This window comes from Scytonema sp. NUACC21 (assembly GCF_054684315.1).
Genome location: NZ_BAAFZH010000098.1, coordinates 98,210 through 113,468, shown reverse-complemented (window position 1 = coordinate 113,468; position 15,259 = coordinate 98,210). Strand labels below are relative to the sequence as shown.

General features: G+C 40.5%; 16 protein-coding genes and 1 pseudogene. 13 read left to right on the top strand and 4 right to left on the bottom strand.

Features of this window, described 5'->3' with window-relative positions; translation table 11 throughout:
* The first annotated feature begins 62 nt into the window (after positions 1–62).
* The 5 genes from ACYRY3_RS30240 to ACYRY3_RS30220 all read left to right on the top strand — a co-directional run bounded on the left by ACYRY3_RS30240 (position 63) and on the right by ACYRY3_RS30220 (position 2,242).
* Positions 63–470 (top strand): hypothetical protein, encoded by a 408-nt coding sequence (locus ACYRY3_RS30240; RefSeq protein WP_460205371.1) that lies wholly within the window; start codon positions 63–65, stop codon positions 468–470.
* Entirely contained in the window at positions 362–661 is a 300-nt protein-coding gene (locus ACYRY3_RS30235; RefSeq protein WP_460205453.1) for an element excision factor XisH family protein, read from the top strand. The genes ACYRY3_RS30240 and ACYRY3_RS30235 overlap by 109 nt, the downstream gene beginning before the upstream one ends.
* Complete coding sequence (locus ACYRY3_RS30230; protein ID WP_460205370.1) at positions 649–984, top strand: element excision factor XisI family protein; 336 nt, start codon at positions 649–651, stop codon at positions 982–984. Before ACYRY3_RS30235 ends, ACYRY3_RS30230 begins: the two co-directional genes overlap by 13 nt.
* Before the next feature lie 275 nt (positions 985–1,259).
* Complete coding sequence (locus ACYRY3_RS30225) at positions 1,260–1,403, top strand: hypothetical protein (protein ID WP_460205369.1); 144 nt, start codon at positions 1,260–1,262, stop codon at positions 1,401–1,403.
* A gap of 20 nt (positions 1,404–1,423) precedes the next feature.
* On the top strand, positions 1,424–2,242 hold the full coding sequence (locus ACYRY3_RS30220; RefSeq protein WP_460205368.1) for a hypothetical protein: 819 nt from the start codon (positions 1,424–1,426) through the stop codon (positions 2,240–2,242).
* Positions 2,243–2,292: 50 nt separating this feature from the next.
* Here the strand turns inward: ACYRY3_RS30220 and ACYRY3_RS30215 are convergent, their stop codons facing one another.
* Together ACYRY3_RS30215 and ACYRY3_RS30210 are read right to left on the bottom strand one after the other, a co-directional pair.
* Entirely contained in the window at positions 2,293–2,718 is a 426-nt protein-coding gene (locus tag ACYRY3_RS30215) for a type II toxin-antitoxin system VapC family toxin (protein ID WP_460205367.1), read from the bottom strand.
* Positions 2,715–2,936, bottom strand: coding sequence for a hypothetical protein (locus tag ACYRY3_RS30210; RefSeq protein ID WP_460205366.1), 222 nt, complete (start codon positions 2,934–2,936; stop codon positions 2,715–2,717). Before ACYRY3_RS30210 ends, ACYRY3_RS30215 begins: the two co-directional genes overlap by 4 nt.
* A 589-nt stretch (positions 2,937–3,525) precedes the next feature.
* Between ACYRY3_RS30210 and ACYRY3_RS30205 the strand changes: the two genes are divergently transcribed.
* Both ACYRY3_RS30205 and ACYRY3_RS30200 read left to right on the top strand, forming a co-directional pair.
* Positions 3,526–4,362, top strand: a complete 837-nt coding sequence (locus ACYRY3_RS30205) for a hypothetical protein (RefSeq protein ID WP_460205365.1) — start codon at positions 3,526–3,528, stop codon at positions 4,360–4,362.
* A gap of 520 nt (positions 4,363–4,882) precedes the next feature.
* Entirely contained in the window at positions 4,883–6,400 is a 1,518-nt protein-coding gene (locus tag ACYRY3_RS30200; protein WP_460205364.1) for an alpha-keto acid decarboxylase family protein, read from the top strand.
* Here the strand turns inward: ACYRY3_RS30200 and ACYRY3_RS30195 are convergent.
* Positions 6,338–7,867: pseudogene (locus tag ACYRY3_RS30195) on the bottom strand (valine--tRNA ligase); the annotation flags it as partial. The gene ACYRY3_RS30200 and the pseudogene ACYRY3_RS30195 sit on opposite strands and share 63 nt — an antisense overlap.
* Before the next feature lie 112 nt (positions 7,868–7,979).
* Between ACYRY3_RS30195 and ACYRY3_RS30190 the strand changes: the two are divergent.
* The 6 genes from ACYRY3_RS30190 to ACYRY3_RS30165 all read left to right on the top strand — a co-directional run bounded on the left by ACYRY3_RS30190 (position 7,980) and on the right by ACYRY3_RS30165 (position 13,202).
* Positions 7,980–8,369 carry a GxxExxY protein gene (locus ACYRY3_RS30190; RefSeq protein ID WP_460205363.1) on the top strand — a complete coding sequence of 130 codons (390 nt, stop codon included), beginning with the start codon at positions 7,980–7,982 and terminating at the stop codon, positions 8,367–8,369.
* A 111-nt stretch (positions 8,370–8,480) separates the two neighbouring features.
* A complete protein-coding gene (locus ACYRY3_RS30185; RefSeq protein ID WP_460205362.1) occupies positions 8,481–8,774 on the top strand; it encodes a hypothetical protein in 294 nt (97 codons plus the stop codon).
* A 12-nt stretch (positions 8,775–8,786) separates the two neighbouring features.
* Positions 8,787–10,055, top strand: coding sequence for a glutathionylspermidine synthase family protein (locus ACYRY3_RS30180; RefSeq protein WP_460205361.1), 1,269 nt, complete (start codon positions 8,787–8,789; stop codon positions 10,053–10,055).
* A 4-nt stretch (positions 10,056–10,059) separates the two neighbouring features.
* A complete protein-coding gene (locus tag ACYRY3_RS30175) occupies positions 10,060–11,328 on the top strand; it encodes an MFS transporter (RefSeq protein WP_460205360.1) in 1,269 nt (422 codons plus the stop codon).
* A 213-nt stretch (positions 11,329–11,541) separates the two neighbouring features.
* Entirely contained in the window at positions 11,542–12,165 is a 624-nt protein-coding gene (locus ACYRY3_RS30170) for a Uma2 family endonuclease (RefSeq protein ID WP_460205359.1), read from the top strand.
* A 65-nt stretch (positions 12,166–12,230) separates the two neighbouring features.
* Positions 12,231–13,202 carry an N-acetylglucosamine kinase gene (locus tag ACYRY3_RS30165; protein WP_460205358.1) on the top strand — a complete coding sequence of 324 codons (972 nt, stop codon included), beginning with the start codon at positions 12,231–12,233 and terminating at the stop codon, positions 13,200–13,202.
* 166 nt (positions 13,203–13,368) lie between these two features.
* On the opposite strand, the gene ACYRY3_RS30160 is transcribed toward ACYRY3_RS30165, so the two are convergent.
* Positions 13,369–15,225 (bottom strand): alpha-amylase family glycosyl hydrolase, encoded by a 1,857-nt coding sequence (locus ACYRY3_RS30160; RefSeq protein WP_460205357.1) that lies wholly within the window; start codon positions 15,223–15,225, stop codon positions 13,369–13,371.
* Positions 15,226–15,259: the final 34 nt, after the last annotated feature.

Here is a 15,259-nt window from a genome sequence, read left to right as displayed (position 1 = left end):
TACAAAGAGGTCAAGGGGAAAAGTTTTCAATTAAGTACCTTGCCCCTTCCCATTGCAAAAGAATGTCTTGTTGTTTTGTTAAGACCGATCGCGAACTTATCAATGAGTACCTTCTGGACTATATGCAAGCAACTCCCAACAAAATTCATTCACTTAACGGCAACATGTCTAGAAACGCTGTCTCATGCGTGGTATCACTGACCCAGCCCTCTGGGGTGGAATTGAGTGTTAACCTGGTTTTGGACGAAAAGCCAACCCGACAAGACCAGAAACTCAAAACATTAAGTCAATACGTGCAGCAGTATCCTTCTGGCTGGAAGAAACGGTTGGAATTGGCTAATGTTCTTTACGCAATGGGGCGCTGGGAGCAGAAAAAATCATCGCTGCAGAACGTGGAGAGGAAAAAATTGCTGTTGAAATTAAAAGTTTTATCGGCACATCAAATATTTCTGAATTTCATACTGCAGTAGGGCAATTTATTAACTATCGAGTTGCATTGGAAGAACGACAACCCAAACGCATTTTATATTTAGCAGTTCCCATCGGTGTGTATCGTAAGTTTTTTATTCTTCCATTTGTACAAACTATAATTCAACGTTTTCAAATTATGTTAATAATTTACGACCCAATTGATGAGGTGATTGTAGAATGGAAAAACTAGAACGCTATCGCACATATATCAAACAATTATTGAGCGATTATGCAAGTCTTAGTCCACCAGATGGAGAAGCTGAAACCGATCTGATTTTCGATAACGATCGCGATCGCTATCAAGTGGTTCATACAGGATGGAAAAACCGACAGCCAATGTACGGTTGTGTTTTGCATTTAGATATTAAAGGTGAGAAAATTTGGATACACCATGATGGCACGGAAATTGGTATTGCTGATGAGTTGGTAAAGTTGGGAGTCCCAAAATCAGATATTGTTTTAGCGTTTCATGAACCTTTGGTAAGGCAATATACCGGGTTTGCCGTAGGTTAACATAATAGCATATTGGCGATTTCTCCAACCAAGGCTATGACAGAAGAGGCGATTCGCCGCCGTTAAGAACGAGGGCGCAGAAACTTAACTGAAGTTGTATTTACCATTGTGCAATACTTGGATTATTTATGATAATTCTGGTTCAGAAAACTCGGATAAAGTCGATCCAAAGTAAGTTAAGGCCCTTGCTCCCAAAGACGCGGGGTAATTTTCTTTTACTGTCAGAAACCAAGCCAGCCAGTGAATTTATCAATGGTTGGATTTAGCAAAAGCCTATGTCTCAAGGTAAACATTCCCGCCTGCAACTGAAGTTTTGTGATGTAGTCAATCAGGTTACAGAAACAGCGAAAATTGCCCAAGCCTTAGAGAATTGCGCTGCACTTTTGGTAGGCGTTATGGTAAGTAAGTATAATAAGTAGAGAATCTTACTACCGAATGCATGGACTGTTTGAAAGGCGATACCAACTCAACATCACCAGAAAACTTACCGTTAGGGTTACATAATAACGCTCCTGACAAAACCGTAGATTTTACCATATTATTTGACAGTCTAAAAATTTTAGAAAAAATTATCATCAAAATTACTCAATCCAGCCAGACAGTTGCTCAACTCAAAAATACAACACAGAAAGATAGTCAAGTTATAGAATCACTAGATATGCATTCAGGTGAGAGATCGGGAATTGAAGATACAGTAGAGCTATTATATGAGCAAATAGAAACTTTAAAGCAACTGCTGTACTACAAAGAGTTAGAACTACAAGAGATAGAGCAAGAGTTGCGTGATACAAATGAGAATTTGTGCGCTGCACTGAATTCACCCAGGCTACCACTTGATGAGGCTAAAGAATTAGTTAAAACAATTTTGCCAACTAAAAAGCCTATCAGAGAGATTTTAGCAACGCTACTTAGCGGTATCTATAATTCGACGGTCAAACCTTCAGAGTTAGGACAAGAAGGACAATCAAATTATATCAAACTTTTGAGCTATTCTCCAGACGATTGTAGACTTACCGATAATAACGTGTATCAAACTAAGATAATGGCGACGGCGGTAAGAAAGCAAGCGGCTGAAATTAGGGCGAAATCTAAAATGCTGATAGAGCAAGCTCGCGAAGTTCGCTCTCAATATAGAGATGCCAAAGCTCAATTCATAGAACTGGGAATTAAATTTGTTGGCTTTCAAGCGTCATTCATAGCCCAAAAGTCTAATTTTAAGCACAAACAAAATCCGAATGCCAATCATCCTGTAGACTAAAGTCTACAGGATGATTGGCTCGATTTTGGAGAATTTTGGGTAGTCTAAGACTAAATTGATTTACTATCTAATATTCTGTTTAATTCTCCAGGTGACATGACTGGAATTTCTGCATCTACAAAACCAGAAGCATCACGAGTTACAATTACGTCAACTCCATACGCCATTCCACAAGCATACTGTACCGCATCCTCAAAATCTTTAAAATTTCCTGAAATTGCTGGCTCCAATACACTTCTGTTAACTGTACAAATGGGTAAATCAGTTAATATTTGAGCGATCGCATCTTTAGCAGCTTGCAAACCTGCGGCTCTGCGAACAATATAATAAATATTGGTGATGGTTGTTGCTGCTATAAACCCTTCAACCTCACCAGTGTCAACTTTCTCAAAAACTCTCAACGCATCTTCTACAAAAGGTTGTCTGTCTTGTAGGAAATCAAGGATTATATTTGTATCAATTAAGGCTTTTATCACTGATATTTTTCGGTGAGATAAGTAACATAATCTGTTGCAATATCTTCATTGCTTGATACTGGTCTACTTTTGGCAATACCTCGCAATCGAGATAAATTCCTTTTCTTTTCCACCGAATAAGTTTCTTGCTTTAATGATTCGAGTAAGGTTTGTACCAATTGCCAACGCTTATCAATTGGTAATTGCAATGCAAGTTTTTGCAATTCTTGCAATTTCATTAGCTTTTTCCTACTTTTCTTTAACATTTAGCTTAATTGTAAGGTAAATCTACCTGTGCAAAGCGGGGAGCAGGGAAAAATATTATGGCAGTAACGTGATTTTTGATAAATATAGTGGTGTTAGTCCTTTGTTCAAAACTGGATTTGACAGTTGAGCAGGTTTTTGGATGACTGAAAGTTGGTTGATTTTCATTGTTGTGACTCGGTTTGCTTCATGATAATGACAATAGCTCTAACTTTCGATAGAAGTAAGGGAGGGCATATTGTTGGTAAAATATAATAATGAGAGAGCGATCGCTCTTAGTAGTTGATGGTTGCGAGACAATCGCTGATAGAACGTTAGCAACCGGCAGTATAAACTCCCTGGTATGCCCAGTGTTTACATTGTTGGAGGTGCAAATGGTTCGGGAAAAGTAGAACGGATAAACAGGTAGGTTAAAAGCGGAGGTCACAGTATCCTAGAAGAAGCGATGGAGACCCAAAGTGTTTCCTAAAATTTTTTATTATTCTCAGATGTGCATACCGAAAAGATTTTGAGCTTTTTATTGGTAAGTCAGTACAATAATTAGAGAATCTTACTACCGAATGCATGGACTATTTAAATGGCGATACCAACTCAACATCTCTAGAAGATTTATCGCTAAGATTACACGATAATGCTCCTGGGAAGACCGTAGACCTTACCATATTATTTGATAATCTAAGAATTTTAGAAAAAATTATCATTAAAATCACTCAATCCAGCCAGACAGTTGCTCAACTCGACAATACAAAACAGAAAGGTAGTCAATTTATAGAATCACTAAACATTAATTCAGGTGAAAGGTCGGAAATTGAAGAGACAGTAGAACTTTTGTGCGAGCAAGTAGAAACTCTCAAGCTGCTGCTTTACTATAAGGAGTTGGAACTGCAAGAGATAGAGCAAGAGTTGCGTGATACAAATGAGAATTTGTGTGCTGCACTAAATTCACCGTGGCTACCACTTGATGAGGCTAAAGAATTAGTTAAAGCAATTTTGTCAACTAAAAAGCCGCTCGGAGAGACTTTAGCAACACTGCTTAGCAATATTTATAATTCAACAGTCAAACCTTCAGAGTTAGGGCAAAAAGAACAATCCAATTCTATTAAACCTTTGATAAGCGCTGCAGGCAATTGTAGACTGACCAATAATGAGGTGAATAAAACTAAAATAATGGCAGCGGCGCTAAGAAAGCAAGCTACTGAAATTAGGGCAAAATCTCAAATGCTTCGAGAGCAAGCTGGTGAAGTTCGCTCTCAATTTCGAGAGGTGAAAGCTCAATGCATGGAACGGGGAATTAAATTCGTTCGCTCTCAAGAGTCATTTGTAGTTCAAGAGTCTAATTTTAAGCACAAGCAAAAGCTAAAAGTCATTGATACTGTGGACTTTAGTCCACAGTATCAATGACTCGATTTTGCAGAGAGTTTTGAGGAGTCTACGTTTTCTGCCATAACTAAGACTAACTAAGCGCTAAGAGATCGGCTCTACAGTAGATATCTTTTTTCGTAATGAATTTCTCGATACAACCTCTGTCTAATGGAATAATCAATCTTACGTAAAATATCTGCTTTTGAGTAGATAAAACGGCGTAATTAATCACATGATATTAAGATTAGTATACACATCAAATAATTAGTCTACGTTCGAGAGCGCAACTAGCAATAAAGAGTTTGTTGGCACATATAGGGTAAGTTGGACAGTTATTCCCTATACTCATAAGCGATCGCTTAAACAAGAGACTAATACGAAATCGCGTTTAAAGATATAGCAGTCCGTGCAGAAGTTACAAACACCTCTTCCTTGTCCCCCTTGTCTCCCTTGTCCCCCTTGTTTAGATTTCAAATAGGATTGCTATATCAATTGATGGCTGGGCTGGGAAGATTTGGGATAAAGAGCGAGATGTATAAAGGCAACTTGGGATAAAACAATGGCAAACTTTACTATTGGTGACTATCTACTGCTTCGTCTTACACAAATTGGCGTTAAGCATATCTTCGGTGTTGCTGGAGATTACAATATGGAATTTCTCGACCATATTGTTGACCTCAAAGGCATTGAGTTGGTGACAACTTGCAACGAACTTAATGCATCCTACGCCACTGATGGTTATGGTCGAATTAATGGCATTGCAGCGATTATCACCACTTTTGGTGTTGGTGAACTCAGCGCTATTAATGGGATTGCTGGGGCTTACGCCGAACACGTTCCTGTAGTGGCGATTACTGGAGCTCCTGTCACTAAAATTCAATCACAACGAGCGCTAGTTCACCATACCTTTGGCACTGGCGATTTTTCCATATTTGCCCGAATGTATGAGAAGGTAACGGTGGCTCAAGCTTATTTGACAGTCGAAAACGCAACAGCAGAAATCGATAGAGTTTTGGGTGAATGCCTTCTCAAAAAGTTACCTGTTTATATCTCCCTAGCGATGGACGTTGCTTCAACTGAAGTGGCTGCACCGTCAGAACCATTTACGCCTCCTGTGTTTCAAAGTGATAAAGCGACTTTGGCGGAGGCTGTTGAAGCCTGTGTAACTATGCTGAATAAGGCTTCAAAACCAGTCATTCTTGCTGATGTGGGGGTCGATCGCTACGGGCTACAGGGGGAATTGAGATCGCTTCTTGCTACGACTGCATACCCTTATGCCACTATGACTATGGGGAAAGGGCTGATTGAAGAAACTCACCCCCAATTCATTGGCATATATAACGGTGCTCTTAGTGATGACTATGTGCGAAGACGTATCGAAGAAGCAGATTGCGTGTTGAGTATCGGTGTCTTGATGACGGATTTTAACACCGGGAAGTTTTCCGCCCAACTCGATTCCAGTCGAACTATTGAAGTCCATGGGCAGTATCTCAAGATTAAGCATGCCTTGTACAATAATGTAGCAATGCAAGATTTTTTACCTGCTTTAAGCAAGCGATTGCTGAAGCGCAATCCCGAAACCCTCGACATAAAACCCAAGAAAGAGAATTTGGATGCTGGTTTCACCTCACTTTTCCAGCCCAACTCAACAGCAGCAATTACCCAACAGCGTTTTTGGTATAGATTTGCTCAATTCCTGAAAGAAGATGATATTGTTGTCGCCGAAACTGGAACTTGTTTGTTTGGAGGCGCAGTAATTCCTTTGCCAAAAAGCTCCTCCTTCATAGGGCAATTACTTTGGGGTTCGATAGGCTACTCAGTAGGAGCGGTGCTTGGTTGTGCAATTGCAGCTCCCCAACGACGATCTATCCTACTAGTTGGCGATGGGTCATTTCAAATGACAGCACAAGAGTTGTCAACAATGTTACGCTATGACCTCAAGCCAATCATTTTTCTGATTAACAACGATGGATACACTATAGAGCGTGACATCCACGGTGAGAAAATGCCATACAACCCAGAAAAAGATAATGTCAAAACCTGTTACCAAGGTAGTGGTGGGATAGTAAGTCCTTAGATCTTGAGTTTGCTCCGGCCAACCTAAAGTAGAGAAAGGCCAGAGACCAGAAGAAAACCAGGTATCCAGCACATCTGGGTCTTGTTCTATATTGACATCTTCACCGAATTGTGCTATTAACTTTTCCCGTGCTTCTGCTTCTGACTTTGCCACTACAAACGGCGTGTTGTCAGTGATTTCTCCTCCAGTTTCACTAGTGGCATACCAAGCAGGAATTTGGTGTCCCCACCAAAGTTGACGGGAAATACACCAATCTTTCAGTTTCACCAACCAGTCACGATAGACCTTTGTCCAACGTTGGGGAACGAACTCAGGAGAATTTTTCTGGTCGAGGAAGTCTAACGCCCTATCTGCCATCGGGCGAATTTTAACAAACCACTGAGTTGAGAGGAGGGGTTCAACGGGAACTTTACCGCGCTCGCTATAAGGAACAGAATGCTTGTAATCCTCAACTTTTACCAATACCCCGTCAGTTTCCAGGCGCGAAACGACATTTTTCCTGGCAACAAAGCGGTCTTGACCTTGGAACGGGCCAGCATTTTCGTTGAGAGAGCCGTCCTTATTCATAATGTTAATAAACGGCAGATTGTGACGCTGACCCATTTCAAAGTCATTAAGGTCGTGAGCGGGAGTTACCTTCACACAACCGGTTCCAAAAGTCGGATCGACCAATTCATCACCAATGATGGGAATTTCCCGATTCATAATTGGCAGAGTTAGAGTTTTGCCAATCAAATGCTTGTAGCGATCGTCATTAGGATTGACTGCCACAGCAGTATCACCCAACATGGTTTCCGGACGAGTCGTTGCAACTTCTACATACCCAGAACCATCTGTCAGGGGATAACGGAAGTGCCACAGGTGACCATCCACCTCTTTTGATTCCACCTCCAAATCCGACACTGCTGATTGTGTTGCCGGACACCAGTTGACTAAATACTTACCGCGATAAATAAGTTCTTCTTGGTAGAGGCTGGTAAAAGCGTGTACAACAGCTTTGGATAAACCTTCATCTAAGGTAAATCTTTCCCGAGTCCAATCTACCGATACACCCAAACGCCGCAACTGATTAACAATCGTTCCCCCAGATTCTGCTTTCCACTGCCAAGCACGTTCCAGAAATTTTTCGCGTCCCAAGTCGTAGCGAGTTTTGCCCTCTGCCTTGAGTTGCTTTTCCAGAATTGTTTGCACGGCGATACTGGCGTGGTCAGTTCCGGGTAAATAAAGGGCATTAAATCCCTTCATCCGCTGATAGCGCACGAGGGTGTCAATCAGTGAATTCTCAAAGGCATGACCCATGTGCAGGCTGCCTGTAACGTTGGGAGGCGGTATAACGATGCAGTAAGATTCACTACCTTGGTTGGGATCGGCTTTGTAAAATTGGTTTTCTTCCCAAAATTTTTGCCACTTGGCTTCAGTGGAGAAGGGTTCGTAAAGACTGGGGAGGTTGGTGTTTGTTGCGGTCATGCTGGGAAAACTAACTTTGGAACGACTTTTATAAATTTTGCCACAGGCTTAAGGAGTGAAAGAGGAAATGAACCACGAAGGCGCAAAGAACGCGAAGGAAGAGGAAAGAAGAATGAGACAAGTAGATGAGGAGGTGGAGCGATTTGCTTATAGGGCGATTGGAGCGGCGATTGAGGTACATCGCATCTTGGAACCTGGGTTTCTTGAGTCGGTGTATCACAAAGCTTTAGAACTGGAATCTCGGATACAGAGCATACCTTACAAATCTAAACCTCCAGTAGCAGTGAATTATAAAGGTTATCCAGTTGGCGAGGGCGAATTAGATTCTCTGGTTGGTAATGTTCTGATTGTTGAATTGAAAGCTGTAGAAAAGTTAGCTCCCAATCACGAGGCTAAAGTCATTTCTTACCTAAAAATGACCAAGCATCCTCTTGCCCTTCTCATTAACTTTAATGTTCCCATTTTTAGGGAAGGTATAAAACGTATCATTCTCTCTTCTTAACTCTTTCTTTGCGCTCTTCGCGTCTTAGCGGTTTATTTATTCAACAATAAACGAAATTTACCGTATCACCTTTGTAGTCATATCAATTACTAAATAACGCCTGTAATTCTCATGAAACTAAAACCTAGTTTACTTCAATTTACTGTCATTGGTATGTCAGTATCCTTACTTGCTTCTTGCACCCGAGTTCCAGAAGCAAATTATTCAAATTGTAACAATTCGCAAACAACACAATCCTACGAATGCGATCGCTCTGGTAGTGGTGGTAGTCGCCGGGGATATTACGGAGGCTATGGGTCTAAATTCAGGAGTAACGGTAACAAAGGTAGTTCAACCCATTCCCCATCCCGTGTAGGTCGTGGCGGTTTTGGCAGTTTTGGTCGCGGTGGTAGTGGGCTTGGTTAGGGAACTCAAATCATGAATCTGGATATTTTTAATAGTCCGCAACGAAAGAGATTGTTTCAGTCCATGAAAATGGGTTGGTACAACGTGTGTCCTATTGAGGAAGGAACGGGCATACCTCTGACCGACCAAGAAACACCCTATGCTTTGTATTACTGCCAAAAAGTTTCACCACGAACTATAGAAGAAATTAAGCACGCATCTGAGTTGGTTGGTAGCGTTTTGATGCAGGCTTGGTCAATTGTCCGCAAGTTGGATGAAGAAACTTTACTTTACTATGGTTTTCCTAAGGATGCTATTAAGGTAGTTAAGTCTGATGCCCTAGCGCCATTTTGTATGCGCCTTGATTGGTGCTGGAATGAAGAAACGGGAGTAAAAAAGGTTATAGAAACGAATCCTCAAACTCCTAGCTTTTGGTTTGAATGTACTGAGGGAAATGGCAAAGTAGCCCAATATTTTGGCTTGAAAGAACCAGTGGTTAAAGCTCAAGATATATTAAGTCTCACTCTCAATCAACATATACAAAGAGCATCATTTATTTTAAACAAAAGGCTCGCTGAATGTCGTGTTGCTTTTACAGCATTAAATAATGCTGAAGATTTAGGAACTATGCGATGGTTGAGCAGACACTTCCATCATAAAAGTACTGTCCTACCACTAGAGTTTCTCCGAATCAAAGATGGTAAATACTTGTTTGACTCCAGAACGGGGAAACCTATTGACATATTGTTTATGTGGTACCCCATTGAATGGGCGATTCACGATACTGATGATAAGGGTCAAAAACTGTGGCCTGCTTTGGAGCAACTTATCTTAGAGAAAAAAATTGTTATTGTTAACTTTGCTTCTGCTTTTGCGCTGCAACCCAAGAGCATATTTGCCCTAATTACAGATTTGGGATTGGATTTGTTTAGTGGTAAAGATGCTGAAACAATTTTTAACTATTTCCCTAAAACGTCGATGGCTCCAGAAAACATAGGCAACTCGTTCTTTGCCAAACCTATTTTGGGAAGGGAAGGTGAAGGAGGATTTGCGGTTCGTGCGGGAGATATCGCTGTTCGCAGCCATAGTAACGATCCTTGGTATACAGAACAAGATTATGTTTACCAAGAGTTATTAGAGCTTCCTTATATAGAAATTGCCCAACAGTCGATGACAGCAGTTTGGGGAGCATGGCTGTACAATAACGGTCATGACCAATTGATTTCTGGGGGTGTAGGAATGCGCGTTTCTGAGGGGCGGATTACAGATAATATTTCCTATTGGTGTCCCATTGGCTGTTAGAAAAATGATAAGTACAACAAAGTCCCCTTCGCCTTGGGCTTTCATTCCTACCTTATATTTTGCCTCTGGCATTCCTTACGTCATCATCAATACGGTGTCTGTCATTTTTTACAAAAACCTAGGTGTAAATAATATTCAGATATCCTTTTGGACGAGTTTGCTTTATTTCCCCTGGGTTATCAAAATGTTTTGGGGACCAATTGTTGATATTTATTCGACAAAACGAACGTGGCTGCTGGCTACGCAATTTGCCATGTTCTGTTGCCTGGGTTTAATAGCATTTTCTTTACAACTTCCAGACTTTTTTGTAATTTCTTTAGGAGCCTTAACTGTAGGAGCATTTATTTCAGCCACTTATGACATTGCAACAGATGGTTTCTATTTACTGGCTTTAAATCCGGGTCAACAAGCGTTTTTTGTCGGAATTCGCTCGCTTTTTTATCGGATTGCTCTTATTTTTGGTTCGGGATTTTTAGTATTTTTTGCAGGAACTGTTGAAGAAAGGTATCTCAATAATATTTCTTTAAGCTGGACTATTACTATAGGCTTAGCTGCTTTGATTTTAGCAATATTATTTATTTTTCATCGGATTCTTCTACCTTTTCCTGAATCAGAACGCGAGCAACAGGCACAAGTAGAAAAGCCAAAATTACCTTTTTTGAAAATAATAATATCTTATTTTAGGCAAGAAAAGATTACAGCTATCTTGGCATTTATATTGCTTTACAGATTGGGTGAAGCAATGTTGCTCAAATTAGCTCAGTTGTTTTTATTAGATAAACCGGATGCTGGAGGTTTAGGGCTATCAACATCAACTGTGGGTTTAGTCTACGGTACCTTTGGGGTGCTTTCCTTAATCGTGGGAGGAATTCTAGGTGGTTTGTCTATTTCTCAATACGGGCTGAGAAAATGTCTGTTACCAATGGCTTTGGCATTAAACCTCCCCGATCTATTTTATGTCTATATGGCTTATGCTAAACCAGCACAACCACTTGTTTATGCCTTAGTTTCCTTGGAACAATTGGGTTATGGTTTTGGATTCACGGCTTTTAGCGTTTATTTGATGTACATTTCTAAAGGCGAGTATAAAACGTCTCATTTTGCTATATCTACAGGTATTATGGCTTTGGGTATGATGCTACCAGGGTTAGTGAGCGGTTATATTCAGGCAAAAGTTGGGTACCCATTATTTTTTGTCTTAGTCTGTTTGTTGACAATTCCTGGCATGATAACTCTATTTTTGATTCCTTTGCAGGAAGAGACTAATCGTTAAACTCCTAAAATGCACATTCTGTAACTTTTATATAGCAAGAATTTCAGTCAGCGAAGAAAAATTTGCATCTTTCATTTTTTACCAGTGGAGATCGCTCCCGTCAAATATAACGGAACTGCATAATTACATAAGCAAGTATGTATCGTCAATAATAAATTTTAGTAATTGTGGGCTAAGATTAAGGAGTCCATATATAGCGTTGAGGCAATAACCATGACTCAAGCTTTCCCTAAAACTAAACTAGTAACCTTTGATGAATTTATTGCTTGGTATCCGGAAAATTCGGAATGGCGTTATGAACTACATGATGGAGTAATTGTTGAAATGCCTTTACCAAAAGGAGGACATGAAAAAGTTATTGGGTTTTTAGTCAAAAAATTAAATGTAGAAGTTGACCGATTAAATCTACCTCATTTCATACCGAAAACTGTCATAGTTAAACCATCAGACAATCAATCAGGTTACTTACCAGACGTGTTGCTCTTAGATGATTCTAATCTTGTCAATGAACCGATTTGGGAGCAAGAATCAATAATTACTCAGGCTGCATCAATAGTATTAGCGATTGAAATAGTTGGTACCAATTGGCGAGATGACTATCTCAAAAAATATGCTGACTATGAAATAATGGGAATTCCTGAATATTGGATGGTAGACTACCTAGCTTTAGGTGGTAGGGAGTTTATTGGTGACCCCAAACAACCAACTATCTCGGTTTTTTCTCTACAGGAAGGCGAATATCGGGTTACTAAGTTTCGCGGCGATGACCGCATCCAGTCGCGAACATTTCCAGATTTAAACTTGACCGCACAACAAATTTTTAAAGCGGCTGGTTAAAAAAATAGATTGCTCGGGTTTAACTTTTCATAATATAAACCGCAAAATTGCAACAAAATGATGTTATGAACTATGTTTTAGGAATCGATGGCGGTGGAAGCAAGACCGTTTGCGTTTTGATGGATGGTACAGGGAAAGTTATAAGTCGCGGTGATTCAGGTGCATCTAACTATCAAAGCATAGGTATCGAAGCCGCACTGGAATCTATTCAATCTGCAATTTATGGTGCAGCAGTTGAAGCCCTGGGGTTTATAGATGACATTCAAGTCAAAGCAATTTGCTTGGGATTAGCAGGTATAGGTCGTTCCGAGGATCTCGAAGTTGTCAAAGGTTTAGTAAAAGAATTACAAAATAGCAGGTTGCTTCCTATTACTTGGAATTTACAAGCAACGAATATTGTGATTTGTAATGATGCATTGGTTGCTTTGGTGGGGGGAGTGGGTTATCCCGTCGGCATTGTGGTAGCCGCTGGAACTGGTTCTATAGTTTTTGGGCGTAACCACCAAGGAGATATCAAGCGAGTAGGTGGCTGGGGGTATATTTTAGGTGATGAAGGAAGTGCTTATAAAATTGCTGTAGCTGGGATGCAAGCAGCATTAAAAGCACATGATGGACGTGAAATGTCTACGAGTCTTATAGAAGTTTTTAAGCAAAATCTTAATCTGGCAAGTATAGAAGATTTGATAGAAGTTGTATATCGCAGAGGATGGAGTGTTAAAGAGATAGCTGCTTTGGCACCTCTTGTTGATAGTACCGCAGCTTGTGGAGATGAAGCAGCCAATAGAATCATTGATGATGCTGTGAAGGAGTTGATTACAGCAACCGGTACAGTGATTGATGCGATTTTTAGTCCCAAAGAACTTTTTGAGGTGGTGACAACGGGAAGTGTGTGGAAGGGAAAATCTAAGATTCGTGAGAAATTTGCGCGTTCGATTCGTACTATGTTTCCAACAGCAAGGGTGATTTTTCCTCGTCATGAACCTGCTTATGGCGCTGGGTTATTAGCGTTGCAGAAGTTGGCGGGGGACGATATTTAATAAACTGCATCAGGTTTAGAGAACGCAGAGGGAACCCTGAAAATGATTGATATTTAACTGGAGAATGTGGGTTGGATTTGAAGCGCGTACCTGCTTTCCCAAGCACGCTACTACAAACCAGTATTCGACTTAATTGCAAAGAGGTGGGATACAGCCGCGGGAGTAGTTAACCTTTGGCATAGAATATACGACCATAATGGCTATCGACATCCTGCCCCTTGCGCCAAAAATCTGTCACCTGAAAGCTATCATCACTCAGCAGATCTTTCCAAGTGCCATTGAATGGGAAGGGAACGTCAACAAAGTGCTTGGTCGGCGAACAGTTGAGCACTATAATAAATCGCTCGTTACTTCTATCTTTACCTGTTCCCCACCGGTGGTAAATGATAATCTGGCGATCGGTATCAACACCAAAACCATCTCGATCAAAACGCCTGAAGCCCTCGTTGTAATTATCGGGATGGAAGAAAGGGGTACGAAGCCCTGGAAAATCCTTACGGATTTTAATCAGTTTTTTATAGAAATTGTAAAGAGTTTTTCCGGCAAAGTCATCTAATCGTTTCCAATTTAGGGGTCTGGGTATTACTCGACCTTCACCTGAATTAGGCATATAATATTCATCACCAAATTCTTGTCCATTGTGAATCATCACCGCACCGGGTACTGTAAACAAAGCTATAGCGTAAGGCTGCGTTCTGAACCAATGTGCGTTGCGATCTACACCAACAAAATCACCGCCTACCTTATTTACCAGTGTGCCGTGGTCGTGGTTTTCAATATATGTAACAGGTCCCTTACCGGAAGCAAAGTCTTTATTCGTATTTAACGCCCGCATGATAGAGGGTTCAATACGTCCATTTTTCCCTGAATTAAATGCTTGATACATCAAAGGGTCAAACCAAGTACCTGTCGCATTGATACGGTTAGTATCATCTACAGCTTGATATCGGTTATCAGTAAGATTTTCAAGGATGAGAGAGAAGTTTTTGCGTCCGGTGTCGTCTAAGAAGCGGTTAAGAGAACCTATCAGAGTAGTGATACCAGGATCGTCACCTGCACGGCGAAAGTAACCTTTCACATAGTCAAAGCGAATACCATCTATTTGATAATTTTCGATCCAATACTTACATACATCAAAAATAAACTGCCGAGTGCATCCATTAATAAAATCAAAGTCTTCAAAAAATGCAGCCTCTTCAAATTGGCCAATGTAAGGGCAATCTTGTTTATCCTGGTATAACTGCAGATAAGGAAACTCTTTTCTCCCATGATTAAAAACACCATCCATAATCACTTGAATGCCTTTTTCGTGTAAAGCATCAATTAGGAGTTTTAGACTGTAAAGTCTGTCCAGATTTTTTTCTGGAGTCAGATTTTGACGATTTGTTAATCTTTCGTCAATAGCAAAGAATAGAAATGGCTCATATCCCCAGTTGAACCCCGTACTGGGGACAGCTATCCAGGGTAATATTTTTAGAGCTGTTACGCCCAGATCCACTAGATAATCTATTTTGTCTCTAACAAGATCGAGCTGATTTTTCTGATTCCGATCTCCACTTAGTTTTTGCGTAAAATCATCAATCATCATTTCGTAAATGATGAGGTCTTGCGGGGAGATGCGATCGGCGATAGCTTGAACAGCATTAACCAAGTTGCCACCAACAACAAAGCCAGAGTAATCGTTACCGTTTGAGTGCGAAACATACCGGGTACAGGGATCGTTTACCCAGCGCTCGCTGCCATTTTCAAACTTGACATAAAACTTGTACTGATAAAATCCTGGTTCTACAGTTGTGGAATAGGTATAGAGAAAACCACTGGGATGGTTTTCTCTTGACATCTGTGGAGCTTTTTTCTCGTTCCATCCACTATCATTAAAAGTACCGGGAATATAGATTTCTTTAATCTTGGGAAGACCACCTCGACCGTACTGTAAAATATCTTTTGAGCTATCTGGGAAAAAGAGTTTAAACTCAACTTCCCCTGTAGAGTGATTGACAACAGGACCGAATTTCTCGTACATTTAATAATACTCCTTAGGTTAAAAAGAACAAAGC

What these genes read in the sequence shown, in the direction of transcription:
- ACYRY3_RS30240 (WP_460205371.1), top strand. Translation starts at nt 63, where the DNA reads ATGTCTTGTTGTTTTGTTAAGACCGATCGCGAACTTATCAATGAGTAC.
- ACYRY3_RS30230 (WP_460205370.1), top strand. Translation starts at nt 649, where the DNA reads ATGGAAAAACTAGAACGCTATCGCACATATATCAAACAATTATTGAGC.
- ACYRY3_RS30225 (WP_460205369.1), top strand. Translation starts at nt 1,260, where the DNA reads ATGTCTCAAGGTAAACATTCCCGCCTGCAACTGAAGTTTTGTGATGTA.
- ACYRY3_RS30220 (WP_460205368.1), top strand. Translation starts at nt 1,424, where the DNA reads ATGGACTGTTTGAAAGGCGATACCAACTCAACATCACCAGAAAACTTA.
- ACYRY3_RS30210 (WP_460205366.1), bottom strand. Translation starts at nt 2,936, where the DNA reads ATGAAATTGCAAGAATTGCAAAAACTTGCATTGCAATTACCAATTGAT.
- ACYRY3_RS30205 (WP_460205365.1), top strand. Translation starts at nt 3,526, where the DNA reads ATGGACTATTTAAATGGCGATACCAACTCAACATCTCTAGAAGATTTA.
- ACYRY3_RS30200 (WP_460205364.1), top strand. Translation starts at nt 4,883, where the DNA reads ATGGCAAACTTTACTATTGGTGACTATCTACTGCTTCGTCTTACACAA.
- ACYRY3_RS30190 (WP_460205363.1), top strand. Translation starts at nt 7,980, where the DNA reads ATGAGACAAGTAGATGAGGAGGTGGAGCGATTTGCTTATAGGGCGATT.
- ACYRY3_RS30185 (WP_460205362.1), top strand. Translation starts at nt 8,481, where the DNA reads ATGAAACTAAAACCTAGTTTACTTCAATTTACTGTCATTGGTATGTCA.
- ACYRY3_RS30180 (WP_460205361.1), top strand. Translation starts at nt 8,787, where the DNA reads ATGAATCTGGATATTTTTAATAGTCCGCAACGAAAGAGATTGTTTCAG.
- ACYRY3_RS30175 (WP_460205360.1), top strand. Translation starts at nt 10,060, where the DNA reads ATGATAAGTACAACAAAGTCCCCTTCGCCTTGGGCTTTCATTCCTACC.
- ACYRY3_RS30170 (WP_460205359.1), top strand. Translation starts at nt 11,542, where the DNA reads ATGACTCAAGCTTTCCCTAAAACTAAACTAGTAACCTTTGATGAATTT.
- ACYRY3_RS30165 (WP_460205358.1), top strand. Translation starts at nt 12,231, where the DNA reads ATGAACTATGTTTTAGGAATCGATGGCGGTGGAAGCAAGACCGTTTGC.
- ACYRY3_RS30160 (WP_460205357.1), bottom strand. Translation starts at nt 15,225, where the DNA reads ATGTACGAGAAATTCGGTCCTGTTGTCAATCACTCTACAGGGGAAGTT.